This is a genomic window from Hydrogenophaga sp. L310 (genome assembly GCF_055703065.1).
In genome coordinates this window covers 701,489-726,451 of sequence record NZ_JBVPZA010000001.1, presented here as the reverse complement: position 1 = coordinate 726,451, position 24,963 = coordinate 701,489, and the positions used below count along the sequence as shown (strand labels likewise).

Here is a 24,963-nt window from a genome sequence, read left to right as displayed (position 1 = left end):
ACTCCTGTGATCAATAGAAAAATGGCATGACGTAGGGAAATCCGAGTGCGACCAGAACCAGCGCGGCCACGACCCAGAAAATGAGCTTGTAAGTCGCTCGCACTTGGGGAATCGCGCAGACCTCACCCGGTTTGCAGGCTTGCGCCGGGCGGTAGATGCGCCGCCAAGCAAAGTACAGCGCGACCAGCGCTGCACCGATAAAGAAGGGGCGATAGGGTTCCAGCACCGCCAGGTTGCCGATCCATGCGCCGCTAAAACCCAGGCTGATCAACACCAGCGGGCCGAGGCAGCAGGTGGATGCGAGCAGAGCGGCCAGACCGCCGGCGAAGAGCGCGCCGCGCCCGTTTTGTGCTTCAGACATACGCTTGTTCTTTCAAATTTGGTTGGTATGGCTTAAGCTTACTTCCGTAGTTGTGTACGGAGTCAAGCGATATGCAAAACAATTTTGAGAATCTGACCATCGGCGTTTTTGCCAAGGCGGCCGGGGTCAATGTGGAGACCATCCGGTTCTATCAGCGCAAGGGCCTGCTACCGGAACCGGAGAAGCCCTACGGCAGCATTCGCCGCTATGGCGAGGCGGATGTAACGCGGGTGCGCTTCGTGAAATCGGCCCAGCGGTTGGGCTTCAGTCTGGATGAAATCGCCGAACTGCTGCGGCTCGACGATGGCACCCACTGTGAGGAAGCCAGCAGTCTGGCCGAACACAAGCTCCAAGACGTGCGCGAGAAGATGGCCGATTTGGCGCGCATGGAGGCCGTTTTATCTGACCTGGTGTGCGCCTGCCATTCGCGGCAGGGGAACGTTTCGTGCCCGCTGATTGCATCGTTGCAGGACGGAGCAGGTCTAGCAGAGACGGCCATGCCTTAGCGTGCTTTTTTTTCCGTTATCTGTGACGGCTCCATGAGGCCATCCCCCGCAGCACAGCCAACCCCTCGGGCGCATTTTTTCAGCGCCTGGGTTCTGGGGCATGAGCCTGTTGAATGCCCATGACCTGCCTAAAACCAGCCTCACATTGAATAATCCACCATTACCCAATGTGAGATATTGGAAAATTCTGAATTTATTGACCGCCATAATAGTATGTAATATCATGGTACATACTACAGTACGAAATAAAGAGGTGAGCCATGGCCAGGGCCGGGATCTACAAGTCGGAAGTGCTACGCGCCCGCGATAAATTGCTGGCCACGGGGCGCAATCCATCCATTGATGCGGTGCGTGAAGAGCTGGGCACCGGCTCCAAGAGCACGATCCATCGCTACCTGAAGGAGATTGAGGAAGAGGAAGGCGGGGCCACCGGCACCCGGGTGGCCGTCAGCGAGGCGATCCAGGATCTGGTGGGCCGCCTGGCCGCCCGGGTCAACGAGGAAGCGGAAGAGCGGGTCACCGCGATGCAATCCAGGCACGCCGAGCAGCTCGCCGCACATCAACAAGCCGCGTCGACCCTGAAAACCGAGGCGCAGGCCACGCGCCAGCAACTGGAACAAACCCAGCGGGCATTGGCTGATGAAAAATCCGCGCATGCAAAAACCAGCGAGACACTGCGCGGCAAGACCTTGGAGGGCACGCAGCTCTCGCAACAGGTGGTTGATCTGCAGGAGCGCATCGCGGCCGAAGAAGGCCATCGCCAGTCGCTGGAAGAAAAACACCAGCATGCCCGCCAGGCGCTGGAGCATTTCCGAGAATCGACGAAAGAGCAACGCGATCAGGATCAGCGCAAGCATGAGCAACAGGTGCAGTACCTGCAGGCTGAGTTGCGCACCGTGAACGAAGCCTTGGCAACCAAGCAGCAGCAAACCGTCCAGACCCTTCAAGAAAACGCGCGCTTGTTGGGCGATTTGTCGCGTGCCCAAGGCGATCTGCACCAGATCCAAGAAGAGGTGCGGAGCCTGCGGCCGCTCAAGGATGAACTTGGGTTTGCGCAACGGCGCACCGAGGAGTTGGGTCGGCGCTTGGTTGAGCAGGAGGCGGCCATCCACCAGCTCAACGCCTCGAATGATCAGTTGCAGGCCAGGCTCAACGAGCTGACTACAGCAAAGCAACAGCTGGAACTGGCGCTGGTAGCAGCCAAGTCATCCGTCACGGCGCAAGAGCAGGTCGTGGCCAGCATGCTGGAGCGTTTCAGCGCTACGGTGCCCAGTCCTGATGCGGCCGCAAAGGACCCATTGAAGGGGTCGAAAAATCGGTGAAGAGGAATGAGAAAAAACCAACTGTGACAGGGACTTAAGCCTGTTTCTGCGGTTTTTTACATGAATCCCTGCCGACCCTCATCATGCGCGGCACGCTCTCGGAAGCATTTGGCCCCGCCACGCTGGACACCGACCGACTCATGCGCAGCCTGGGCATCCACGCGGCCGCCCGCGCGCAGCTGGCCGGTCTGACCGACGAGGCCCGCCAGGCCCTGCAGGCCTACAGCGACGGGGTGAACGCGTTTTACGCGCAAGGCAAGCAGGCGCTTTCGCCGGAGTTCCAGATCCTGGGGGTCAACCCGCGCGACGAGGCGGCCGCCGGTCGCTACTGGGAGCCGGTGGACAGCGTGGCCTGGTCGATCATGATGGCGCTGGACCTGGGGGGCAACTGGGGCAACGAAATCGCTCGCCTGACTGCCTTGCAGGTGCTGGACACGCCCCAGCTGTGGGAACTGTTTCCACCCTATCCGGGCGAACCGCCGGCGGCGAGCGCCGACCTGGCCCGGCTCTACCGCGAACTCGGGGTCTACCGGCCCCAGCCACTGGCGACCTCCGGGGCACAACCCGACGTGACCACGTTCGCCGCCCGCATCGGGCAGGACCTGCGCGACTGGGCCCACGAACTCGGCAACATCGAAGGCAAGGGCTCCAACAACTGGGTGGTGGCTGGAACGCGCAGCGTCAGCGGGCAACCTCTGCTGGCCAACGATCCCCATCTCGGCCTGAGCGCACCGGCCATCTGGTATTTCGCGCGGCTGCAGGCGCCCGATGCGAACGGGCTCAAGGGCATGGACGTCATGGGCGCCACGCTGCCCGGCACACCCTTCGTGGTGCTGGGCCGCACGCGCGAGGTGGCCTGGGGTTTCACCAACACGGGGCCCGACGTGCAGGACCTGTACCTGGAACAGATCAACCCCGGAAACCCGGCGCAATACCGCGTGCCGGCGGAGCAGGGCAGTGCCTGGGCCGATTTTGAGACCCGTGTGGAGACCATCCGTGTCAAGGGTCAGGCCGACGTGTTGCACACCGTGCGCCGCACGCGCCACGGCCCAGTGATCAGCGATGTGCCCGGTCGTACCCAGGCGCTGATCGACACCGGGCGCTACGCCCTGGCGCTGCGCTGGACCGCGCTCGATGCCGACAACCTCAACGTGCAGGCCACACTGGCTTCGAACCGCGCGGGTTCCGTGGCCGACCTGCTGGAGGCCTACCGCGACTTTCACGCACCGATGCAGAACGTCGTGGTGGCCGATCGCAGCGGACGCATCGCCTTCAAGGCGGTGGGCAAGATTCCCCTGCGTCAGCCAGGCAACGATATCCGAGGCGTCGCACCCGCGCCGGGCTGGGAGGCTCGCTACGACTGGGCGGGCTGGCTGCCCTATGAGCAGACGCCACAGGACGATGGCGGCAAGGGCTGGATCGCGACCGCCAACCAGCGCATCCACGGCCCGGACTACCCGCACTTTCTCACCCAGGACTGGGCCGCGCCCTACCGCCAGGAACGCATCGAGACCTTGCTGGCGCAGACACCGAAGCACGACATGGCCAGTTTCCAGGCCATGCACGCCGACCAGCAATCGGCCGCCACCTTGCGGCTGCTGCCGTTCCTGCAGAAAACCGCTTCCACCCACCCGCTGGCCGCTGCGGCGCAGGATGCCCTGAAAGGTTTTGACGGAGGCATGCGCGCCGACAGGGCGGCGCCGCTGGTCTACACCGCGTGGATCGATGAATTCACGCGCGGGGTCATTGGTGGCCGGCTGGGCAAGGAGCGCTTCGAGGCGATTTACGGCAAACGGCTGTTTCGCAACGCGGTCGAAGATCTGCTGGAGCGCGACGATGCCGGCTGGTGCGGGGCGGCTGGCTGTGCAGCGGCCAGCAGCGCCGCCCTCGGTCGTGCGCTGGACCGGCTGTCGGCAATGCAGGGGCCGGATGTGGCGGCCTGGCGCTGGGGAGCCGCACACCCGGCGATCTCGATCCACCGGCCGTTCAGCAACGTGGGCGCCCTGGCGCCGCTGTTTGAGGTCCGCACGCCCACCGGGGGCGATCCGTTCACCCTCAACGTGGGCCAATACCACCTGGACAAGGCCGACGCACCCTTTGCCAACCGCCATGCGGCCAGCCTGCGCGCGGTCTACGACCTGGCCGATCTGGACAAGTCGGTGTTCGTCTACCAGACAGGGCAGAGCGGCAACGTGTTTTCAGGCCGTTACCGTGACATGAGTGAAACCTGGGGAGCGGTGCAATACCGCCCCTTGCAGATGGAGCCTGAGCGCTGGGTCAGCAGCCTGCAACTCGTGCCCTGACGGCTGTTGCAGGATCGGGCTGGGCCTGTGTTCCAACAAAAGGAGGTGGCTGGCCGGTAGCCGGTCAACAGCGGGGAAAGCCCCCCGCTGTTTTGTCGCTTGCCTGGCTTATTTGAGGTTGCCGGAGAGGAACTGCGCCAGCCGCTCGCTCTTGGGCCGGGCCAGCACTTCGGCCGGCACGCCCTGTTCCTCGATGCAGCCTTTGTGCAGAAAGATCAGGTGGTTCGACACCTCACGGGCAAAGCCCATCTCGTGTGTCACCACCAGCATGGTGCGGCCTTCTTCGGCCAGCAGCTTCATCACACGCAGCACTTCGCCGACCAGTTCGGGGTCGAGTGCGCTGGTGGGTTCGTCGAACAGCATCACCTCGGGCTCCACCGCCAGCGCCCGGGCAATCGCCACCCGCTGCTGCTGGCCGCCGGACATGTGCGCCGGGTACTTGTCTTCCACGCCGCGCAGCCCCACCTTTTCCAGGTACTTGCGGGCCGCGGTCACGGCTTCGTCCTTGCTCTGGCCGAGCACATGCATCGGCGCCTCAATGATGTTTTCGAGCACCGTCAGGTGCGACCAGAGGTTGAAATGCTGGAACACCATGGCGAGCCGGGACCTTGCGCGCTGCAGCTGTTTTTCGTCCGCTGCCTTGAGCATGCCGTCTTTGGCCGTCACCAGCTTGAGCTCTTCCCCGGCCACGATGATCCGGCCGTGCTGGGGGCGCTCCAGCAGGTTCATGCAGCGCAAGAAGGTCGATTTGCCCGACCCCGAGGAACCGATGATGCTGATCACGTCGCCCGCGTGGGCGGTGACCGAAACACCCTTGAGCACTTCGTTGCTGCCGTAGCTCTTGCGGATGTCGATGGCTTCGAGTTTGGTGGTCATGGGTTCACAGGAAAGATTCAAGGGCTGAGCAGGTTGCCGGAACGGATCGGGGTGGCTCCGGCGACACGGCAGATTTCCATGCCGCTGGTGGCCCAGCGCAGGTTGTGGCGGGCGTACACCACGCCGTCGATCGAACTCTGGATGGGTGTGGTGCGCGGCGTGAGCGGGTCGATCACATGGGCCAACGTCTGCCCGGCCTGGACCACGTCACCCACCTGGGCAACAAACGCGATCACACCCGGATGAGGCGCATGCAGCGACTCCGTGCCGGCCAGCGGCGTGGCGTCGCACAGGGCTGGTGGGAGCTCGGGTACGGTGCCACCCAGCACGCCGACATGTTGCAGGTAGTGAAAAATCGCCTGCGCGTCCTGGTGCGCCAGCAGCTCGGACACATCGGTCTGGCCGCGAAGCTCCACCGTGGTGCTGGCGCAGGCCAGAGGCACTGGAAACCGGTCGGCAAAGTGCTCGCGCAGACGCCACCAGGGCCCCGAAAGCGCCTCATCAAACGAGATCGATGGCCCGGAACCCCTGGCCCACAGAAGCGCCCGCGCCCCCAGGAAACGCGCCAGCGGTTCGATCTGGTCGAGCATGGGCTGCTCCGCGTAGAGGTGCAGCACCGCTTCGTAATCGCAGTGCAGGTCGAGCACGATGTCGGCGTCGTGGGACAACTGCATCAATGTCTGGCGCAGGCTTTGCAATTCCGTTTGTGGCTTCTGGGCGTCCAGGGCGCGGCGCATGGCATCGCGGATCAGGCGCTTGTTCTGCTCGTCGTTCGAACCCAGTTGGTCGCCCAGTTCGTCCCTCACCAGGGCGAAAAAGTCCGGGTAGTTGCGGTTGAAGTTCTCCATACTGGCCAGCTCGAAGCGCCCGAGCTGGTGGTGCATGGTGGTCTGGTCCAGGCCGATCGGGTTGGCGAACGGCACCAGCACGACTTCGCCCAGCAGCTGTCCGTCGCACTCAGCGGTCTCCAGCAGTCCGCGCAAATGGTGGGCGACCAGCATGCCTGGCAGTTCATCCGCGTGCAGGCTCGCCTGCACATAAACCTTGGGACCCAGGCCCGGCTGCCCGAAATGCCAGCTGCTCAGGTGGCGCTGGGTGCCCAGTGCGGGCGAGAGGAGGGGGTGGTTGATCTGTTGCATAGCGACGTTCCTGGAGCACCAACACGCGGGGGGCGGGCCTTGACCAGGCTATGCCCGACGACAGGTATGAGGCTACCCCAGGAACGGTGGTCGTGTCAGTGGGCAATGGGGCGCAGATAGGCAAGAAAGCGGCGCTCCAGCAGCCGGAACACATACACCAGCGCGAAGGTCAGCATGAAATACAGGACAGCGACGAAGATGAACGGCTGGAACGCCAGGTAATAGGTCTTGTAGATGGCGTAAGCCGCATTGGTCAGGTCGTACAACGCGGGCACCACGCTGGCCAGCGAAGTCGCGTGCAGCATCATGACCACTTCGTTGGAATAGCCGGGCAGGGTGCGGCGCATGGCGCTGGGCAGGATCAGGCGGAACATCATGTTCCATTTGCCGAAGCCCGCCGCCTGGGCCGCCTCGATTTCGCCCGCCGGGGTTTCCTTGATGGCTCCGGCCAGCATTTCTACGGTGTAGGCACAGGTGTTGAGCGTGAACGCCAGCACCGCGCAGAAGAAGGGGTCCTTGAACCAGGTGAAAGGCCAGTGGGTGTCCCACAGGCCTTGCACCCACTCCAGCTGCGCGATGCCGTAGTAGATGAAATAGACCTGGATCAGAAGCGGCGTGCCGCGCACCACGTAGGTGAACAGCCAGACCGGCCAAGACACCCAGCGGTTGCGCGACACGCGCATCAGCGTGAGCGGCAGCGTCAGCAGGGCGCCCGCGATCAGGCTGACCCCGAGCAACTCCATGGTGGCAATCAGGCCGGTCCAGTAGAGCTGCAGGTTTTGCGGCTGGAAGATGATGGCAAACTTGTCCATCAGAAATTTCCCCGCTTGACGCCGACCGAATAGCGTTTTTCTGCCCGGCGCAGCAGCAGCAGGCTGATGCTGGAAATCAACAGGTAGAGCAGGCCGGCAAAGGCCATGAAGATGATGGCGGCGCCCGGGATCTGGCCACGCGCCGCGGCGCCCGCCTGTTTGGCCAGGTTGGTGATGTCGGCCAGTCCAATCACCGAGACCAGCGCGGTGGCTTTCAACAGCACCAGCCAGTTGTTGGTGAAGCTGGGCAGGGCAAAGCGCACCATTTGCGGGAGCACCATGCGCCGAAACGTGTAGAACCGGCTCATGCCAAAAGCCCAACCGGCTTCCGACTGGCCCTTGGGCACACTCATGATCGCGCCACGGAAGGTTTCCGTCATGTAGGCGCCATACACAAAACCGATGGTCAGCACACCCGCCACAAACGGGTTGATCTGCGGACCGCTGCGAAAGCCCAGCGCTTCCGCGATGTCGTTGACCAGAATCTGTCCGCCGTAGTACAGCAAGAGCATCCACACCAGATCCGGGACACCCCGGATCACGGTGGAATAGATGTCGCCCACCCAGTTGAGCCCTTTGTGGTGCGACAGCTTGGCTGCCGCACCGGCCAGACCCAGCAGGGCGGCCACGATGAGCGCGCCCAAGGACACACCGAGGGTGACCAACAGTCCTTGAAGGATGTTGAGAAAGTAGGTCGTCATCGGATCAGGCCCTTCGGGCGCTCAGGTTCAGGAACCCCAGAGATCCACGCCAGGGACGTGCTTCTCGGCGATTTCTTTCCACTTGCCGTTGTCGCGAATGGCCTTGATGCCGGCGTCCAGCGCATCCCGCAGAGCCGTGTCTTCCTTGCGGAGTGCCACGCCGACACCCGCGCCGAAGTACTTCTCAAACTCGACCGGGACGCGCTCACCGGCACAGGCATAGTCCTTGCCGTCGGGTGTGGACAGGAAACCGCCGTTGACTTCAACCACATCGGCCACGGTGCCGTCCAGGCGACCCGACTTGATGTCCAGGTAGACTTGGTCCTGCGCGTCGTAAGGCACGATCGTGGCGCCCGCGGGCTGCAGCTCACCCATGGCGTATTTCTCTTGCGTGGACGCCTTGAGCACGCCGATCTTCTTGCCCTTGAAGTTGGCCGCTTCGGCGCCCAGGTTCAGCGCCGACTTCACCACCACGCACGAAGGCGTGTTGTAGTACTTGCCCGTGAAGTCCACCGCCTGCTTGCGCTCTTCGGTGATCGACATCGAGGAAATGATGGCGTCGTACTTCTTGGCCTGCAGGCCGGGGATCATGCCGTCCCAGGCCTGTTCGACGAAGACGCACTTGCTCTTGAGCTCGTCGCACAAGGCCTTGGCGATGTCCACGTCAAAACCGGCAGGTTCGCCGGCTTCGGTCTTGTAGGTGAATGGCTTGTAGGTCGCGTCGATGGCGACGCGCAACTCGGGCCATTGACTGGTGGGGGCGGGAGCCGCGGCCGCTGGATCGGCCGGTGCCGGCGCAGCAGGCGCTGGCGCTTCGGTCTTACCGCAGCCAACCAACGTGGCTGCGCCAATCAGGCTCAGGGAAAGAAGCAGGTTTTTCATGAAGGTCCTTGGTCATCAAGTGTGTGGATCGACAGGATTGGCCTCCTGACGGGCGCACCAATTGTAGGTCTGGGCAGTCCAATTTCGGGGCATCGCCGGCAGGTGTTTCCCCGCATTGGCGACACCGGAAGCTTGGTATGCAATATCTGGGCCGAAAAGATGGGGTCTTCTTCTGTGTATTTAATTTTACATAATACACATCGTGGAATGTCACACAGTTCTAAAAAAGCAGGCCCGAAGCCTGCAAGAACTTTTCCACGAATCTACCCAAAAGCCGTCAACCGATGCCGATCCCGCCTGATGCACGGTTTCAATGTAACCATACTGCCGCTAGCTGTCAAACTTTGTGCCGCTTTCCCTGTCAAGTCATGCAATCTGGAGAACCGGGTTGCTGGGGGGCACCGGCATCACCCAGCGCTCCGGCCGGATCAGGACGACGGCGCTGAGCTTTCCGACCGGCACGCCACCACGTCCGAGCACCTGGTACCTGAGGATGTTGGTCTTGCCTGGGCCCATGAGGTGCCAGCCCGCCTTGATGACTTCGCGTTGTACCTGAAGGGCTTGTCCTTCAGCCTCGGCGTCGTTCACCGACTCCTCATCAGCCACATAGGCCTTGAACACCAGCGGTGACACCAGAGCCATACCTTCGGCCGTGAAGTGGATCATGGCGCCAGTCTCGTTGTACTTCAGGGCACGGCTGGCCAGACCCTGCTGCAGCCAGGTCAAGAACGCCATGGCCATGGAAGTGGGTTCAACCTGTTTGCTCGCCGTTTCATGAGGGAGTTCGGGCAGAAACGGTGTGAGAACCACTGGTGCATGTTGCATGCGCGGTGTGTGTGCCGGTTCGCTCCTAGGCGCCATGGATGGATGTCTTGCTCGTACCAGCAGCGGCCGGCGTTCGGGTGTCTCGGGAATGGCGGGCAGTTCGACTCGCGCGCGATCCGCAGGCGCACTCGGTGCCGGAGATGGTTTTGTCGCAGTTTTGGGTGCCTTTGCCGCAACTGGCGCAGGTGTTTGAGCGGATGCATGGGTCTTGCTCGCGGGCTGGGCCACGGATCGTTGAACCGCCTTGGGAGGCGCCTCGAACAGCGCAGCGTCATCCTCGAAGTCCAGCCACTTGCCGAAGCCATCGGGTCCACCCACCTGCAAAGGTTCCACATCTGAGGCCGCAGGTTTTGATGAATGGGTTGGTGCAACCGTGGGCTTGTCCGGCGGATTCTTGTCACCGGTCACCTTGGCGGCCTTTACCGGCGTGGATGGTGCAGACCTGGGTCGACTGAAGTTGGGAGCCCGAAGTGCTGGGGCAGCTTTTTCCCGAAAGCTCTTGCTTGTGCCCGCGGTTGATGTGGGCGCTGCGGCAGCGCTGGGATCGCTGGGGAGAGGCTCCGCTGTGGGTTTGCTGTCATCGCTGTCGCGCGTGGACGGGGTGGCCGCAGCGGCGCCATCGTTCGTCTGCGCATGCTGATTTGCGCCAGCAGTCGGTTCGGCTGAGGTTGCGACACGCTTTTGCTGGACCTCGATCCGTCCGATCATGGAGGGTGGATACTGCGCCGGGTCGCCAAAGAGCTTGTCCAACGGAAACCGCAGCATGGTGAGCGTGTGGGAGTAGGTTGCCCCACCCTCTTCCAGCCTCTCCGGATCAGGCTGGTCGTGTTCCTGCAGAGGAACAGAAGCTGCGCCAGATGTGGACTCGCCTCCGTGCACCTGCACGTACCACACCGCCTGGCCGGTTTGCGGGTTGAGCTGGATACAGCCGTTTTCCTGCCAGGTGTCAAACAGGCGGTCGTTCTTGTTCTCACCGGGAATGGCCTCTTCAGGATGGTGTTGCTTGATGTGTTGCCGCACGCCATCGGCCAGTCGCTTGGCCACGAACCAGATGGCGCTGTCGAATACCCAGCCCGCTGCGCCGCTGCGGTTCAAAGGAAGCGCCGTGCCGCTTCTGAGCATGTCCTTGATGGACTGCATCAGCAAGTCGATCAATGGCACGCTGGTGGATGTGGCGAATCGTGCACGGCTTCCATTGGTCAGGGCCTGCTGGGTCGAGGTCTGATCCGCCTTGCGGATGATGGTGGCCAGGAGGCTGGACTTGTCCCCGCCGGACAGGTACTGCGCCAGCGATTCAAAAGCCTGAGGACGGCGTGCCAGGAAACTCAGGGCAGAAGGCGGTGCAATCTGCTGCAGCAGGATCATGGACAGCTTGGAGTGCGCCTGATAATCGCGCGCTGAATTTGGGGTGAACTCCACCAGATACTCACCGCCAGGCCGTTGCTGAGCCATCTCGGTCAGTGGACCCGACATGGGCACCCACCGCAGCGGTGTATCCATGTCAAAGCAGGACCAGGACACCCGCAGATCGGTCATGATCTTGCCAACGTCGTGCAGCAGGGCCGCGAAGAAGACCACATAGGTCCATTCGTCGCGCTGCGCGTCCATCTCCTCCACTGCAGCACCCTCGGGAAAGAAGTGACCGTTGCGCCACGTCATGGCCGCGAGCGTCATCTCCATTGTGTGGGCCAGCAGTCCGCCCACGTGGGCGTGGTGATGGCTTTCTGAGGCAGGCATGAGTTGTACGTATTCAGCGTAGCGATGCAATGCCGGCAGCAGATCTCGCCGCCAGACCAGTGAGGACAGGCGCGACTGACGCCACATCGCTTCCGTCGCCCTGGCGCTCTGCACCAGCTCCAACAGCTCTCCTGCGCGCAAGATGCGCAACCAGCCGTCGGCATGCCCACGAAAGTCGACAGGCTTCCTGCTGACTCCTTCCAGCGAGCCGATCGCATTCGCCACAGCCGCAGGACTTGTCGGCGCCGCTTGCGGGGCAGGCCGGGGCGATCTGGGATCCCATCGTTTGATCCATCGAATGCACTGGCGGAACATGGGTGTCTCAGCGCTCCATCAGGTATTCGATCAAGCTCTGCGCGGGGGCGCGGTATTCGCATGGCCCGGAGAGGTACAGGCGCGTGTAGTCCGGCAGTGACTCGCGCTGTGCAAGAAAGGCCAGCCAGGACTGCTCCAGCGGGTTCCACCAGATCGACTTCATCGGGTCTTCCAGATTGCGCTGGATTTTGAAGGCCGCGCCATAGCTGGCGACCGGTGCATTGGCCATGGACACCGCCAGTCGAAAGCGCAGAGCGCTGACGTCATCCTTGGGATTGCGCTGGACCTCTTTGAACAGCAGTTGCCGAACGAAATCAACGGCCTCGATGTCGCCAGGTTCGAGCCATGAGTCGATACCGTCATACATGCGCAGGTAGCCCATCACACGACAAGTCCAGTCGGCCAGCCCAAGCTGCTCCAAATAGGTGGCCACCAGGTACGGCCCGTGCTGCTGGTCCAGGATGTGCCTGCCATACGCCAGCTCCAGGCTTGATGGCAGGAGATCCCGTGGTGGATACGGATGTGACATGGGTCTCCCTGGTGTGTTGAGCCTCGCGACTCTAGGCAGGCGCACCCTTTCACACAACCGAAAACCGGTTTTCGATCAGGCAGGTTTCTGCTTGACGCCACTTTGCTCATTTGCTAGCGCCTTGCGGGCGCCTCAATGCCCCGACATTGAGGCGCCCGCCTCCTACCCGTATCTCCCGAATGGCCCGTTCCAGTAGGCCCTTTGCCCCCGGAACCTTGGAGGGGGCGCCCTTTGGATAAGGCCATTACCCAGTAGAAAGCCGTTTCCCCGTCGTTGCCCGGCCCCCCGGGCTACCCCTCCTCCGCCGCAGCAAGGAACTGAGTAGGAATGTTTCGGGCGGACCGTGCTTTTTTCTGCCGAGTACACCATTTCAGTTACACCGTCAAGCCGAAACCTGCCTGAGAAATGGCAGGTTTCGGGTGGAGTTCTGCAAGCCCGAATCTGACACTGCATGCACTGGCGGCGCATCGCTGGAGGCGTCACTTTTGCCCGAAACCTCGTCGGCCAAGACGAAGCCCAGGGCGTCTTTTATGCAAGGTGTCTCGATGAAACAGGGCTTCTTCTTCGGCTTGATCGCCGTGGTGCTGATGGTGCCGACAGCCTGGGCGCAGACACGCCTGGTGGCGGGAGGGGATCAGGTGCAGGTCGGTCGATACACCACCCAGTCGGCAAAGCCCGCCGCCGAACTGGCCGAGCCATTGTCCGTCTACGCGCAGCTCAATTTCCCACGGCAGACCGTTGCCACCGTCGGCCAGGCGCTGGACTACACGCTGATTCGCACGGGGTACCGAATGGTGGACCCCGAGGCCCTGAGCGACCAGGCGCGCAGCTTCCTCAACCTGCCGCTGCCGGAGTCCCAGCGACGCATGGGACCGTATTCGGTCAGGACCCTCCTGCAGGTGTTGTTGGGCAATGCATGGGCACTCAGGTTGGACCCGATCAGCCGACAGGTGTGGTTTGAGCTGGAAGGCAGGCAAACCGCGCCTGCAACGCCAGTGGCCGCCGTTCCCGAGCAGTCGGCCCAGCCTGCGCAGCCAGTGGCCCCTCAGCAATCCGCGGCGAACCGCGATGCGCAAGCCATGCCTGCGAACTGAGCCGGAGCACCGCGATGGATGACCTGCTGGAACACCAACGTCGCCAGGAAGAAGACGAGTTCTGGGACGAAAAGCAACGAGATGCCGCACGTCCGAAGAACGGACGTTCGCGCGACCTTTCCACCTTCTTCGACGAAGCATCCCCCGCCATGAAATCAACGCCAGTGCAAGAAGACCTCCGTGAGGAAACACGTGATCGCGTGGATGGTGCACCCGTTTTCCGGGACCCTGCGCTGCAACGGCCAGCGGACAAGAAGCGCAGCATGGGCCTACTGTGGGTCGTTGCATTGCTGGTGCTCGGTGCGCTGGGCTACCAGGGCTACCGGATGTGGCAGAAGCGCGAAGCGGCTGCGCAGACCACGGGCGCGATGGAGGTGGCATCGCAAGCCGCGCCTGCTCTGCCTGCGGTGCTCGGCTCGTCCCCGCTGCCGTTGCCTGCGGTGGCGCCCATCCAGTCCTTGGTGCCTGAGCCGCCTGCAGGACCCATCCCCGAGCAGATCGAGCTCAATGCTCGGCTGGATCACATGGAAACCCGGTTGAACCAGGTGATAGAAGGACTGCGCGCGCAGGGCTACATCATCGGGGAAGCCGGAGCGAATGGGGAGCCGTTGCTTCCCACGGCATTTGCACCGCACCAGGTCACGCCACCAGCACCCGCGCGACCTGCGCCCGTGCGCAGATCCGCGCCGAAGGCACCGGTGGTCAAGGCGCCCGCGGTCACGCGGCAACAACTGTTGTCGGTGGACATGTGGGATGGCCGCCCTTCGGTGGTGGTGGGCAATGGTGACCAGGAGAACCCGCAGGTCAAGGTTCTCCAGCAGGGCGACAGCTGCAACGGCATCACCCTGAACTCGGTGGATGTGGCTGGGCAGCGCGCGACCTTCACCGATGGTGCGCGTTCCATTTCTTTGGATGTTTCCAACTGAGCTGGCCATGTTCATCCAGAACCTTCGCATGTCCAGGGCCGTGGCGATCAGCCTGCTCAGCGTAGCGCTGAGCAGTGGCGTGCTCGCGCAGTCGCGCGTGATAAATCAGACGCGGGAGCAACAGACGCAGACGGGGGAATCGACACAGCAAGGTGTGGCCCGCATCCACTCCCAACTGGATGCCAACGATCTGTTGGTGGCGCAAATCTGGGGGCTGAGCAACGAGGAAATGGTTCGGGCCAAGGTGCTGCTCAAAGGGCCGCGGGCATCGTTTTCCGTCGAGAACCTTTCCCCTGTCGAGGCGCTGGGCATCCATGCGCGCGACGAGAAGGAGCGTGTGAAGTACGCGGAGATGTTCGCGCGCGCCCTGCAGGCCGATGTGGAACGCAGCCTGGCATGGAGCCGAACGTTTCAAGAGGTTCAGGCACGCCTGTTCCCGAACCAGGTGGTGGTGGACTACTCGGGGCAGCCACCCGTAGCAGTGCCGACCGCCACGGCCGACATGCTGGGGGTGCCGCGCACGCTGGTGCAGGACCCCGCATCGTCCGCCCGCCGCGCAGCGAACGCCAAAAAGCGCTGATCGAGCCATGACGCGCCAGCCGCACGCTCAAGAAAACCGCCGGTCACAGCGCCTGCGGCTGTTGGCCTGCACGTTGGTCACGCTGTTCGCTGGCGCGGTTCATGCCCAGGAGGGTGGTTCTGCCTGGATCGATCCGGGCCAGCTCACCAAGACCATCCACCCCGCTGCGGCCGGCACGGCGCGTCACACCCCCACACCAGTGATAGCAGCGGTTTCCGAAGCGGATGCCGACACCAAGGTCATCTGGCCCAAGGTTCTAAGCGAGAGCGAAAAAGCGACGGTTGCCCGCAGCTTGCTGCCTCAGGCTTTCGAGGCATCGCCCGTGGCGAGGCGGGGGGCCGACTCCGGTCCGGCCAGGGCCACCCCATTGATGCTCAAGACCCTGGTTCAGGCGGCTGAGCGGTTCCAGGTCGATGCCTATCTGATCAAGGCGGTGATTCACGCTGAGTCAGCTTTCAACCCACGTGCCCGCAGTCCCAAGAACGCCATCGGCCTGATGCAGGTGTTGCCGGGTACGGCGCGCGATCTGGGCCTGTCAGCGCAACCCACGGCGTCCATCGAGCAGCTGCTGACCGATCCGCGCGTCAGCATCGTGGTGGGCACCAAATACCTGGCCGAGCAGCTGGTGCGTTTCGGCGGCAACGTCGAGCTGGCCATCGCCGCCTACAACGCGGGCCCGGGCGCCGTGATCAAGGCGGGCAACAAGGTGCCGCCGTACGCCGAGACGAGGGCCTACGTCCAGCGCGTGATGGCGCTGGCCCGCAGCTACCGGCATCGCCAGACCTTGCAGGAGTTGCGTTCATGAACCCCCTGCACTTGCTGTCGGCCATCACGCTGGCCGCCCTGCCCTTGGCCGCGCGGTGCGCCGATCTGGTCGTGATCCATGACGGCGTGGGCAGCGTGCCGCTGGGCACCTACTACGGCCACCTGGTCGCCGGGGTGGACCAGCCCGGCGTGTTGCCCGGCACGACATTTCCTCTTGTCTCCCGGCTAAAGCCAGGCCGTCTGATGGATTCCCACCTGGGTCAGGGTCTGTTTGACGCCCACTGGCTGGCGCATCCGATCTTTGTGCTGGGCACCGATCCTGGGAGCTTTCAGTGGCTGCAGTTGCACCGCCAGACGCTGACCGAGCTGGGAGCCTCCGGTCTGGTGATCGCGGCCAGCACAGAGTACGTCTTCAAGGACCTGCAGGCGTTTGCCGGTGGCTTGTCGCTGGCACCGGTGCGTGGGAACTGGCTGGAGCAAAAGCTCCTGTCCGCAGGCATCGTGAACTACCCGCTGGTCGTCATGCCCGACGGCCGCATCACCGAGTCCCCTGAGAGCCCTATCACGAAGGGGGAACGATGAAGAACGACAACGCCCTCGAAGCGCTCCTGCGCCCCCCGGTCGAGCTGTGGAGCACGGCCATGGCATGGGGTGTGGCTTTGGTGGCCATCGCCGCGCCCTGGGCCTTGATGATGCCGCCGATGCTCGGCTGGGCCATTGCTATCCTGGCTGGCTACTTCGGTTGGGTCCGTTGTCGGCAGGCCATCGAGATCCTGCGCTACCAGCACGGGATGAAGTATTACAAGGTCACCAAGGTGGCCCCCCACAAGATTCCCGTGGGTGCGGGCGAGTACTACCTGGGTCAGGGCTTCGAGTGGACCCAGCAGCACACGCAGCGCAAGCGCGATGCGACCCGCACGGATGCGGAACCTTATGTGAAGCCACAGCCGCGCGAGTTGGCCTTGCGCAAGATGGGGGTGAAGCTTCGAGAGTGGTCCAGCTCAGAACCTGGGCTTCCTTCGAAGCTGCGGTCGGTGAAGCAGGTTGCGGGCGTGATCGCGAACTACGACAGCTGGATCAATCCGTTCCAGGCCCACGCCGACCTGGGCGGCTCGCCCATCCTGCATGGCGTGGGCGCACTGGCCGAGAAACCCATCACCATGCGTCAGTCCTCGCGCAACGGACACATGATCGTGCTGGGCACCACGCGGGTGGGCAAGACGCGCATGCTGGAGATGCTGGCCACGCAGGACATCCACGCCGGGCATGTGACCATCGTCATCGACCCCAAGGGGGACGCCGACCTGATGCTGCGTCTGTACGCCGAGGCGCAGCGCGCCGGTCGAGGTGATCAGTTCTACCTGTTCCACCTGGGCTACCCGGACATCTCTGCGCGCTACAACGGCATCGGCAACTTCAGCCGGATCACCGAGGTGGCCGGCCGCGCCACCAACGCCCTGCCCTCGTCGGGCAACAGCGCCGCTTTCAAGGAGTTCTCCTGGCGCTTCACGAACATCGTGGCGCAGGCCCAGGTCGCGCTCGGCCGGGTGCCCACCTATGAGACGCTGCTGGCAGACGTGACGGGCATCGACCCCCTGTTCATGGACTACGCCATGATGGTTTTCAGGGCCAAGGCCGCGGAGGGCCAGTTCACCGACTTCCAGGACCGGCTGGAGCACCTCGCCGGCCTGATTGAGAAGAAAAAAGCGCCCGTCCCGCGCAGCCTGGCCGACCGCCCCGTCGAGCCGGTCGCCATGTTCCTGCTCATCAAGGAATCCCGGATCGTCGACAAGGTGTTGACGGGCCTGGCCGCAGCATTCAGCTATGAGCGCAGCTTCTACGAGAAGATCATCGCCAGCCTGGGCCCGTTCCTGGAGAAGCTGACCTCTGGCGCTGCGGGCAAGCTAATTTCGCCCGACTACTTCGATCCCAACGACAAGCGACCGATCTTCGACTGGATGACGGTTATCCGGCAAGGCGGCATTGTGCTCGCCGGACTCGATGCCCTGTCCGATGCGGTGGTGTCCTCTGCGGTGGGCAACAGCATGCTGGCCGACCTGGTGTCCGTGGGCGGCAAGCTCTACAAGTCCGGGCTCGATCCGCACCACCCAGAGGGCAAGGTCATCTTGCCGACGGTGTGCTGCCATTTCGACGAGGTGAACGAAATCTGCGGCCCCGAGTTCGTGCCCATGGTCAACAAGCTGGGCGGCTCCGGGTTTCGGATCACGGCCTACACCCAGTCGATGTTCGACATCGAGGCCAAAGTCGGCGACAAGGCCAAGGCTGGCCAGATTCTGGACAACTTCAACCACCTGGTGATGCTGCGGGTGCGCTCGGTTACCACCGCCAACCTGCTGGCCGAGCAGGTGCCCCAGGTGGACGTGGTGCACCTGACTCCCATGAGCGGCGTGAGCGACACCGCGGCAGAGGGGACTGGTGTGGACTTCACCAGCCGCAACAACGACATCGTGACCAGCAACGAGGCCCTGCGCAAGCAGGTTCAGGAGGTTCTCAAGCGCAACGAAGAGCTGGAGAAGGGGCGTACCGGTACCGGGCAGCAGCCCGCCCAGGTCGTTGCAGAACCCGGCACGGGAGGCTCCACGCTCGATGCCGCAGGGCGTGCCGCCGATACCTTGCTCAACGGCCTGCCGACCATCTCATCCCCCACCTCAAGGAACCTGCCGGGCTCCCAGGTCGGCAGGGTGGTCAACGCCGCGCCCATCGTGGGCGACATGGCACTTGATCCCAGCGAGGGCCTACCCGGCGCTGTCGCCTACCAGAAGAAGATCCCGTTGGGCTTCGCGGCCTTCGAGGACACCCGAAACCGCAGTCAGGGACCGGTTCAGACCCAATACGTTCGCACGACGGCCTCCGCGGTTGGCTCAGCGGGTGGCTCGGCTCAGACCGGGCCAGGCCGCTCGGCTGCGCAGAAGAGCGCCAGCGGCCCGGTGGACGAGGCGTACTTCACCATCCCCGAGAACGCCACCCTGGTGGGCGTCAAGGCCATGACCAGCATCATCGGACGGGTGCCCATTGATGGGCGCGTCACCGATCCGATGCAGTTCAAGGCCGTGATTGGCCGCGAGAACCTCGCCGCCAACGGCTGGGAACTGCCCGACGACCTGGCCGGCATGATCGTTACCGGCGTGGCCATCGGCGACATGGCGTTGTCCTGCTCGGAGGGCAAGGTCCGCTCGGCCACCTTTGTCTTCAACGACGGCACGATCCGCACCGTGTCCTCGCGTGCCAGAGCCGGCGCGGGTGGTGGTGCCGGTATCTCAGGGGACCTGGGCTTCATCAGCGACCCGCACGGCAACCCCTGCATCGCCGGCAAGTTCGTGACCAACGCCCCGGCCTACCTCTCCGACATCGTTGGCGCCAAGACCCTGGGCGTGGCCGCCTCCGCCTTTGCCGACGCGGCCAAGCTGGTCACGCAGAACAGCACCACGGGCTCCACCACCACCCAGATCACCGACACCAACAAATACGTCCTGGGCCAGGCCGTATCGGGCGCCAGCGACGAGTTCACGACCTGGCTGCTCAGCCGCCTGAAGAACAGCTTCGACGCCGTGGTCACGCCATCGGGCCACGAGCTGGTCGTGCACCTGGATCAGGAGCTGCGCCTTGACAAGCTGGCCAACGCCCGCAAATTGACCCACCGTCAGCAAGCCTCTCAAACGTCTACCCGTGGAGCACTCTATGGCCTTGAATAACCCGCACAACCGTCCCCGGCACCCGACCGTCCTGACCCGCAGTGCGCTGCTGGTCGCCTCGCTGGCGTTGCTCTCGGCGTGTTCGGTGAGCGGTCCGCGCGAGTCCCCGCTCAACGAGGTCACGGCAGGCAGTCCCACGGTGTCGGATGTCTTTCGCGGCACCGACGCCGCACGGACCGACAACAACCCGGCCAAGGAGCGGTTCAACACCAGCGGCCGCGCGCGTCCAGTGGGGCAACTCGATGCGCAGCAAAGCCCGTATTGGACCCCGCTGCAACCCATGCAGCAGCGCTTTGCCCGTGTCCCCAACCCGGACCTGGTGATGGTGGTCTACCCCCACCTTGCAAAGGGTAAGTACCCGGTGCCGGGCTATGCGACGGTGTTTCCCATGTACGAGCAAACCCAGTACGCCCTGCCCGGAGAGGTGGAGCAGGAAGACGGCGAAGCGCGCGAGCGCTACATGTCCGCACCGGCGGACAAGACGACCACACGCTGACCGTCCGCCCCCTCAACACCTCCAACGACGCAGAGCAAGAGATCACACCATGTGGATGAACAAACTGGGCTTGGGCTTTCTGAGCGAAAAGCTGGGTCTGGCGCCCGATGGCGCTGGCGGCCCGGCCAAATCGGGCAAGAAGGGTGGCCAGACCGTGGGCGAGCGCCAGCGCATGGCGCAGCGCCCGCCCTCGTTCACGGACATGCTGCCTTATGTGGCCTACGCGCCGGAGGACAAGGTGTTCGTGCTCAAGGACGGGAGCATGCTGGGCGCCCTGTTTGAACTCGGTCCCGTGCCCACCGAGGCACAGACGCCCGCCTACCTGGTCGAGCGGGCCAGCAAGGTGCAGGAGGCCCTGCAGGCGATCCCCGAATCCGAAGGTTCCCCTTGGATCGTGCAGTTCTTTCTGTCCGACGACCGGGACATCAGCAGCCTCAACGGCTACCTGGCGGACTACATCGCCAAACAACACGCGAAATACCCTGAGCGCCGGGACGCCATCCTGAATTCGCCCTACACCCAGGCGGTGCTCAAGCAGTTCGAGGAACACCTGGCCCTCGTGTCCCGCCCGGAAGGACTGTTCGTGGACACGCTGGTCAGCGGTCAGGAGTGGCGCGGCCAGCAGCGCCGCGTGCGCTGCGCCATCTACAAGCGATTCGCAGGACTGGCCGACAACTCGGCGCCCGCGCGCGACCAGATCGAGGCCGTGGCCATCACCCTCATGGCCACCTTCAACGAGGCAGGGGTCAGCGCCAAGCGCTGCACGTCGGTCGAGTTCTACGAGTGGATGCTGCCCTTCTTCAATCGCGCCGTGCCCTGGGCCAGCAAGCACTCGGGCGATCTGCTGGACCAGATGCCCTACCAGGGGGACACATCACCCCTGCGGGATGCCGATGGGCGCGACTGCGCGCCGCTGTTCGGCTGGGACATGTCGGACATGCTCAACGTGACGCCGCCCGTCTCCGACGTCGAGGCCGGCCTGTTCGAGTTCGACGGTGTGCCGGTCAAGGCGCTGACCCTGCAGAGCCTGCGCACCCAGCCCAACATCGGCCACTTCTCGGCCGAGCGCACCAGCGGCAAGGAATCGTTCGCCCGGTTCGACCGCCTGCCCGCGGGCTGCATGCTGTCCATCACCATGACGGTGGAGTCCCAGTACAAGCTGGAGAACCACATCACGCGCATCCGTGATGCTTCGCGGGCGCGCACGCCGGCAGCCCGCGAAACGTTCAACGAGTGCGACATGGTGCTCAAGCGCATGTTGAACAACGACAAGCTCTACCCGATGCTGATGACCTTGTATGTCACAGCGCCGAACCGGGAAGAGCTGAATGCGTCGATTTCCCAGGTCAATGCCCTGCTGGTCCCCTCGGGCCTGCGCTTCATCGATCCCCGTCAGGATCTGGTGCCCCTGGACGCGTTCATGCGTGGTCTGCCGTTCAACTTCGATCCGGCCTTTGACGCCAAGAGCCTGCGGCGCAGCCGCCTGACCTTCGCCTCCCAGATTGCCGCGCTGCTGCCCACTTACGGGCGCTCGCGTGGCACCCCCAACCCGGGCATGTGGTTCTGGAACCGAGGCGGCGAACCGATGTGGCTTGATCCGCTGAACAAGGACGACCGCAAGAAGAACGCCCACATGCTGGTGCTCGGCCCCACGGGAGCGGGCAAGAGCGCCACCCTGAACTATATCGCCCTCCTCTCGATGGCGGTGCACAAGCCGCGCCTGGTGATCGCCGATGCGGGGCGCTCGTTTGCGCTGTTGCTGGACTTCTTCAAGACCATGGGACTGAGCACGTACAGCGTGACGCTGACCGCCGAAGCCGACGTGTCGCTGCCTCCATTTTTTCATGCCCACCGGCTGCTGCAGGACGAGGACGTGATGTCCTCCTACCGTGCGGCGGAACGGCAGGCACGGCTGAATGCAGGCTTGCCCGAGGACAGCAGTCTAGACGCCTTGCTCGGTGGCGAGGCCGCCACTGACCGTGCCCGCCAGCCAGGAGCCGACGGCGCGCCGACAGATAGCGCGGAGTTGGACGATGAGGACAGCACCGACAAGCGCGATCTGCTGGGTGAAATGTTGATTGCGGCCGTCATGATGATCACGGGCGGTGAGGATCAGGAAGTGCAGCGCATGTCGCGCGCCGACCGCTACCTGGTCACCAACGCCATCATCCGCGCGGCCACCAAGTCCATGGCCGAGGGCCGCAAGCACCCGCTGACCCACGACGTGGCCATCGAGCTGATGGGCATGCACAGCGAAGGCACGCTCTCCCCTGCCCGCCAGGCACGGGCCGAAGAGATGGGGCAGTCGATGATGACTTTCTGCCAGGGCCTGCGCGGCAAGCTGTTCAACCGCGAGGGCGTGGACTGGCCCGATGCCGACGTGACCCTGGTGGAGATGGGCACGCTGACGCAGGATGGCTACGGCGATGCGCTGGCCGTCGCCTACACCAGCCTGATCGACTCGGTGCAGTCGCGCGGCGAACGCTTCCAGGCAGAGGACCGCCCGCTGATCATGCTGACCGATGAAGGCCACTTGATCACCACCAACGAACTGCTGGGCCCCAAGATTGCCAAGGGCACCAAGATGTGGCGCAAGCTCAACATCTGGTTCTGGCTGGCCACCCAGAACCTGAAGGACTTCCCGGACTCCATGAGCCGCGTGCTGTCCATGTGCGAATACTGGATGCTGCTGACCATGGACCGATCCGAGATCGAGGAGGTGGCGCGTTTTCGGAGTCTCACGCCCGAGCAGCGCGCCATGATGGAGTCGGCCCGCAAGTCCCCCGGCCAGTACACCGAGGGCGTGCTGATTTCCGCGTCCGACCAGATGCTGTTTCGCAACGTTCCGCCGGCGCTGCCCATTGCCCTGGCCATGACCGAGGGCCACGAGAAGGCCCACCGCCGTCGCTTGATGGACCAGCACGGCTGCACCGAAATGCAGGCCGCGCAGTTGGTGGCCAACGAGCTCAACGCCAGCCGCTCCAGGAAGAACGAGAAAAAGGAGTCGGCGCGATGAACGTCGAGCATGAGGGATTCCAGGAAAGCCGCTGGGGGGACATGTGCGTCTCCATGGCCGCTGAGGCGACCCGCCGCTGCGGCCAGTCATACGACTTTTACGTCCAGCTGTTCAGCGAACTCGTCGACTTGAAAGTCGGCGGGTTGCCGGCAGACATCCGTGCCCGGGCCATCGCACGGGCAGAACGGTGGGACTACCTCAGCGCCGAGGGGCGCGCCAAGGTGCAGCAGGAACTGGCCGACGGTGGGTATTGCTCGCATGGCCTGGACCGGGCTTGTTGCCCGGTGGGCTGCGGTGACCAGTAACAAGCGAATGGTGCTTCCCATGATCAATTCGTCATTTCACAGGCGTTGCCTGCTGCTGGGCCTGATCACCGTTGCGCTGCCGGCCCTGGCCCAGGATCTGTACCACGGCATCACCAAGGTGGAGGTGTTTGCGAACTCTGCCATGGTGATCACGCCGATCCAGGCCGACCGCTACCAGCTTGTGATCTACCGCCTGGACGCCCTCAAGAACGTCGAGACGGCCATCAACCAGAACATCCCCAAGACCGAGGCCGCGGCGCGCGCCTATTTCCTGAAGAACCAGGCCGACATCAAGAAGCAGATCACGCCGGCTGTGATCAATGGCGCCAACGGCATCGCGCTGGCGCGGCACTACAAGCTCGACCGCATTCCGGCCATCGTGGTCGACGGCGCCGCTGTGATCTACGGGGTGACCAACGTCGATCAGGCCATAGCAATGGTGCAGACGCACAGGGGCGCGCGGAAATGACCAGGGGAGCCCGCCGCCTGGCCAGGTTCTGTGCCGCTTTCGTGCTGACGGGGACCATGGGCCTGGCCAGCGCCCAGACCAACACCATGGGCGTGGTCTCGGCAACACTGGCCTCCGCGCCGAGCTGCATCTCCTACAAGGTGACCGGCGTGTGTTTCTTCCTGCGCTGCACGCCGTTTGGCTGCAGCGTGGAGACCAGCATTCGCGTGAGCCACTACATGCCCGATGTAGTGCTCAGCAGCTTCAACGACCAGTACATCCATCCGTGGAAGGACGTGGGAGGCGCCGTCTCGAACATCGGTGACAAGGTGGGCAGTTCGCTGCTCAGCACGCCGCTCGATGCCTCGGGCAACACGGGTGAGGCCAAGCAGTCCACGGCCGAGCCCACCACCAACAAGAGCGCCGACGCCATCGGCAATCCGGTGGTGCTGGTGAACAACGTCGGCACAAACCTGGTGGTGCCAGGTGTCACCGAGTTGATGAACTTCCCCTCGACACTGCCGCAGATCATGGCCGAGTGGGCCACCGCACCCGCGTCCCTGATCACCAATGTGCCCAGCGACGTGGTGGGGTGGATGACCAATCCGAGCAATTTGCTCAACACCGTCACGGGCGCGAGCAACCTGGTCGGCGGCATGATGCCCGACATCGGCTCGATGGCGCCCACGGCGAGCAGCACTGGCAATCAGTCCTCGTTCCAGGGGCAGCTGCAGGACTTCAAGACCATGCTGTCCGGCGCGGCCAGCGCCGCCGGCGGCAATGACATGCTGTGCCCGAGTTCGGCGGATGCCTTCGGGGTGTACTTCCAGAGTGATGCCGACAGCTATTTCTGGCGCAGCATGATCCCGCTGGATCTGCTGTACGTGGGCTCCTGGCTGCCTGGCTACAAAGAGGTGTCCCAGACGCCCATTCTCAGCACCTGGGGGAGCATCTATCCCCGCCAGGGTCAGCTGGTCCAGCAGCACCCGGTGAAGGCCTCGGCGGTGTTTGCCAAGCGCGTCTCCACCATCATCCTCAACGCGGCCCAGCCACACATTTACTCGCGCCTGAAGGGCAAGAGCCCGCACTCCTATGTGTGGTTCGCCCAGGTGGCCGACCCGAAGTTTTCCATGGTCTACCCGCTGCCTTCGGGGTGCACGACTTTCGGTGAAAACGACAGTGTGAGCCTGATCTCCTACGGCGATGGCCGAACGACCACCACCAACGGGCACGTCTGGAACCTCTGGACCCGCTACGAATGCTGCAAGCGCAAAACCGAAATCTTCCTGTTCGCCGTTCCCTGAACGTGAAG

The 24,963-nt window shown here is 63.7% G+C and carries 22 protein-coding genes; 14 read left to right on the top strand and 8 right to left on the bottom strand.

What is annotated here, in order from left to right:
• Positions 1-10: 10 nt before the first annotated feature.
• On the bottom strand, positions 11-361 hold the full coding sequence (gene merT, locus AC0GNO_RS03555) for a mercuric ion transporter MerT (protein ID WP_472902962.1): 351 nt from the start codon (positions 359-361) through the stop codon (positions 11-13).
• Between the two features lie 71 nt (positions 362-432).
• Between merT and merR the strand changes: the two genes are divergently transcribed.
• The 3 genes from merR to AC0GNO_RS03540 all read left to right on the top strand — a co-directional run bounded on the left by merR (position 433) and on the right by AC0GNO_RS03540 (position 4,492).
• Entirely contained in the window at positions 433-867 is a 435-nt protein-coding gene (gene merR, locus AC0GNO_RS03550) for an Hg(II)-responsive transcriptional regulator (RefSeq protein ID WP_472902961.1), read from the top strand.
• A 260-nt stretch (positions 868-1,127) separates the two neighbouring features.
• Positions 1,128-2,189: a DNA-binding protein gene (locus AC0GNO_RS03545; protein ID WP_472902960.1), complete on the top strand. Its 1,062-nt coding sequence runs from the start codon at positions 1,128-1,130 to the stop codon at positions 2,187-2,189.
• 83 nt (positions 2,190-2,272) lie between these two features.
• Complete coding sequence (locus AC0GNO_RS03540) at positions 2,273-4,492, top strand: penicillin acylase family protein (protein WP_472902959.1); 2,220 nt, start codon at positions 2,273-2,275, stop codon at positions 4,490-4,492.
• Between the two features lie 108 nt (positions 4,493-4,600).
• Here AC0GNO_RS03540 and AC0GNO_RS03535 read toward each other — a convergent pair whose 3' ends face one another.
• From AC0GNO_RS03535 to AC0GNO_RS03505, 7 genes are all read right to left on the bottom strand, one after another.
• Positions 4,601-5,368, bottom strand: coding sequence for an ABC transporter ATP-binding protein (locus tag AC0GNO_RS03535; protein ID WP_472902958.1), 768 nt, complete (start codon positions 5,366-5,368; stop codon positions 4,601-4,603).
• A 17-nt stretch (positions 5,369-5,385) separates the two neighbouring features.
• Positions 5,386-6,507, bottom strand: a complete 1,122-nt coding sequence (locus AC0GNO_RS03530; protein WP_472902957.1) for a succinylglutamate desuccinylase/aspartoacylase family protein — start codon at positions 6,505-6,507, stop codon at positions 5,386-5,388.
• Between the two features lie 95 nt (positions 6,508-6,602).
• Positions 6,603-7,319: an ABC transporter permease gene (locus AC0GNO_RS03525; RefSeq protein ID WP_472889252.1), complete on the bottom strand. Its 717-nt coding sequence runs from the start codon at positions 7,317-7,319 to the stop codon at positions 6,603-6,605.
• Positions 7,319-8,020, bottom strand: a complete 702-nt coding sequence (locus AC0GNO_RS03520; RefSeq protein WP_472902956.1) for an ABC transporter permease — start codon at positions 8,018-8,020, stop codon at positions 7,319-7,321. The genes AC0GNO_RS03525 and AC0GNO_RS03520 overlap by 1 nt, the downstream gene beginning before the upstream one ends.
• Before the next feature lie 27 nt (positions 8,021-8,047).
• Positions 8,048-8,902: a transporter substrate-binding domain-containing protein gene (locus tag AC0GNO_RS03515; protein ID WP_472902955.1), complete on the bottom strand. Its 855-nt coding sequence runs from the start codon at positions 8,900-8,902 to the stop codon at positions 8,048-8,050.
• Positions 8,903-9,268: 366 nt separating this feature from the next.
• Positions 9,269-11,689, bottom strand: coding sequence for a MobH family relaxase (gene mobH, locus AC0GNO_RS03510; RefSeq protein WP_472902954.1), 2,421 nt, complete (start codon positions 11,687-11,689; stop codon positions 9,269-9,271).
• Positions 11,690-11,786: 97 nt separating this feature from the next.
• Positions 11,787-12,308, bottom strand: a complete 522-nt coding sequence (locus AC0GNO_RS03505) for a hypothetical protein (protein WP_472902953.1) — start codon at positions 12,306-12,308, stop codon at positions 11,787-11,789.
• Positions 12,309-12,853: 545 nt separating this feature from the next.
• Between AC0GNO_RS03505 and pilL2 the strand changes: the two genes are divergently transcribed.
• The 11 genes from pilL2 to AC0GNO_RS03450 are packed head-to-tail and all read left to right on the top strand — an operon-like array spanning position 12,854 to position 24,955.
• Positions 12,854-13,402: a PFGI-1 class ICE element type IV pilus protein PilL2 gene (gene pilL2 / locus AC0GNO_RS03500; RefSeq protein WP_472902952.1), complete on the top strand. Its 549-nt coding sequence runs from the start codon at positions 12,854-12,856 to the stop codon at positions 13,400-13,402.
• 14 nt (positions 13,403-13,416) lie between these two features.
• A complete protein-coding gene (locus tag AC0GNO_RS03495; protein WP_472902951.1) occupies positions 13,417-14,328 on the top strand; it encodes a hypothetical protein in 912 nt (303 codons plus the stop codon).
• A 7-nt stretch (positions 14,329-14,335) separates the two neighbouring features.
• Complete coding sequence (locus tag AC0GNO_RS03490; protein WP_472902950.1) at positions 14,336-14,908, top strand: hypothetical protein; 573 nt, start codon at positions 14,336-14,338, stop codon at positions 14,906-14,908.
• Between the two features lie 7 nt (positions 14,909-14,915).
• Complete coding sequence (locus tag AC0GNO_RS03485) at positions 14,916-15,713, top strand: lytic transglycosylase domain-containing protein (protein ID WP_472902949.1); 798 nt, start codon at positions 14,916-14,918, stop codon at positions 15,711-15,713.
• A complete protein-coding gene (locus AC0GNO_RS03480) occupies positions 15,710-16,255 on the top strand; it encodes a PFL_4695 family integrating conjugative element protein (RefSeq protein ID WP_472902948.1) in 546 nt (181 codons plus the stop codon). The genes AC0GNO_RS03485 and AC0GNO_RS03480 overlap by 4 nt, the downstream gene beginning before the upstream one ends.
• The gene (traD, locus tag AC0GNO_RS03475; protein WP_472902947.1) at positions 16,252-19,386 is read left to right on the top strand and encodes a type IV conjugative transfer system coupling protein TraD; all 3,135 of its coding nucleotides are present in this window, start codon (positions 16,252-16,254) and stop codon (positions 19,384-19,386) included. Before AC0GNO_RS03480 ends, traD begins: the two co-directional genes overlap by 4 nt.
• Positions 19,373-19,882, top strand: a complete 510-nt coding sequence (locus AC0GNO_RS03470) for a TIGR03751 family conjugal transfer lipoprotein (protein ID WP_472902946.1) — start codon at positions 19,373-19,375, stop codon at positions 19,880-19,882. The genes traD and AC0GNO_RS03470 overlap by 14 nt, the downstream gene beginning before the upstream one ends.
• A gap of 49 nt (positions 19,883-19,931) precedes the next feature.
• Positions 19,932-22,898 (top strand): conjugative transfer ATPase, encoded by a 2,967-nt coding sequence (locus AC0GNO_RS03465; protein ID WP_472902945.1) that lies wholly within the window; start codon positions 19,932-19,934, stop codon positions 22,896-22,898.
• Positions 22,895-23,203: a hypothetical protein gene (locus AC0GNO_RS03460; protein WP_472902944.1), complete on the top strand. Its 309-nt coding sequence runs from the start codon at positions 22,895-22,897 to the stop codon at positions 23,201-23,203. Before AC0GNO_RS03465 ends, AC0GNO_RS03460 begins: the two co-directional genes overlap by 4 nt.
• 19 nt (positions 23,204-23,222) lie before the next feature.
• Entirely contained in the window at positions 23,223-23,672 is a 450-nt protein-coding gene (locus AC0GNO_RS03455) for a DUF1525 domain-containing protein (RefSeq protein ID WP_472902943.1), read from the top strand.
• Positions 23,669-24,955 carry a TraU family protein gene (locus AC0GNO_RS03450; protein ID WP_472902942.1) on the top strand — a complete coding sequence of 429 codons (1,287 nt, stop codon included), beginning with the start codon at positions 23,669-23,671 and terminating at the stop codon, positions 24,953-24,955. The genes AC0GNO_RS03455 and AC0GNO_RS03450 overlap by 4 nt, the downstream gene beginning before the upstream one ends.
• The last annotated feature ends 8 nt before the right edge of the window (positions 24,956-24,963 follow it).

Excerpts from the sequence above, each read along its gene's own strand:
- merT (WP_472902962.1), bottom strand. The coding sequence starts at position 361 with ATGTCTGAAGCACAAAACGGGCGCGGCGCGCTCTTCGCCGGCGGTCTG.
- merR (WP_472902961.1), top strand. The coding sequence starts at position 433 with ATGCAAAACAATTTTGAGAATCTGACCATCGGCGTTTTTGCCAAGGCG.
- AC0GNO_RS03545 (WP_472902960.1), top strand. The coding sequence starts at position 1,128 with ATGGCCAGGGCCGGGATCTACAAGTCGGAAGTGCTACGCGCCCGCGAT.
- AC0GNO_RS03540 (WP_472902959.1), top strand. The coding sequence starts at position 2,273 with ATGCGCGGCACGCTCTCGGAAGCATTTGGCCCCGCCACGCTGGACACC.
- AC0GNO_RS03535 (WP_472902958.1), bottom strand. The coding sequence starts at position 5,368 with ATGACCACCAAACTCGAAGCCATCGACATCCGCAAGAGCTACGGCAGC.
- AC0GNO_RS03530 (WP_472902957.1), bottom strand. The coding sequence starts at position 6,507 with ATGCAACAGATCAACCACCCCCTCCTCTCGCCCGCACTGGGCACCCAG.
- AC0GNO_RS03525 (WP_472889252.1), bottom strand. The coding sequence starts at position 7,319 with ATGGACAAGTTTGCCATCATCTTCCAGCCGCAAAACCTGCAGCTCTAC.
- AC0GNO_RS03520 (WP_472902956.1), bottom strand. The coding sequence starts at position 8,020 with ATGACGACCTACTTTCTCAACATCCTTCAAGGACTGTTGGTCACCCTC.
- AC0GNO_RS03515 (WP_472902955.1), bottom strand. The coding sequence starts at position 8,902 with ATGAAAAACCTGCTTCTTTCCCTGAGCCTGATTGGCGCAGCCACGTTG.
- AC0GNO_RS03505 (WP_472902953.1), bottom strand. The coding sequence starts at position 12,308 with ATGTCACATCCGTATCCACCACGGGATCTCCTGCCATCAAGCCTGGAG.
- pilL2 (WP_472902952.1), top strand. The coding sequence starts at position 12,854 with ATGAAACAGGGCTTCTTCTTCGGCTTGATCGCCGTGGTGCTGATGGTG.
- AC0GNO_RS03495 (WP_472902951.1), top strand. The coding sequence starts at position 13,417 with ATGGATGACCTGCTGGAACACCAACGTCGCCAGGAAGAAGACGAGTTC.
- AC0GNO_RS03490 (WP_472902950.1), top strand. The coding sequence starts at position 14,336 with ATGTTCATCCAGAACCTTCGCATGTCCAGGGCCGTGGCGATCAGCCTG.
- AC0GNO_RS03485 (WP_472902949.1), top strand. The coding sequence starts at position 14,916 with ATGACGCGCCAGCCGCACGCTCAAGAAAACCGCCGGTCACAGCGCCTG.
- AC0GNO_RS03480 (WP_472902948.1), top strand. The coding sequence starts at position 15,710 with ATGAACCCCCTGCACTTGCTGTCGGCCATCACGCTGGCCGCCCTGCCC.
- traD (WP_472902947.1), top strand. The coding sequence starts at position 16,252 with ATGAAGAACGACAACGCCCTCGAAGCGCTCCTGCGCCCCCCGGTCGAG.
- AC0GNO_RS03470 (WP_472902946.1), top strand. The coding sequence starts at position 19,373 with ATGGCCTTGAATAACCCGCACAACCGTCCCCGGCACCCGACCGTCCTG.
- AC0GNO_RS03465 (WP_472902945.1), top strand. The coding sequence starts at position 19,932 with ATGTGGATGAACAAACTGGGCTTGGGCTTTCTGAGCGAAAAGCTGGGT.
- AC0GNO_RS03460 (WP_472902944.1), top strand. The coding sequence starts at position 22,895 with ATGAACGTCGAGCATGAGGGATTCCAGGAAAGCCGCTGGGGGGACATG.
- AC0GNO_RS03455 (WP_472902943.1), top strand. The coding sequence starts at position 23,223 with ATGATCAATTCGTCATTTCACAGGCGTTGCCTGCTGCTGGGCCTGATC.
- AC0GNO_RS03450 (WP_472902942.1), top strand. The coding sequence starts at position 23,669 with ATGACCAGGGGAGCCCGCCGCCTGGCCAGGTTCTGTGCCGCTTTCGTG.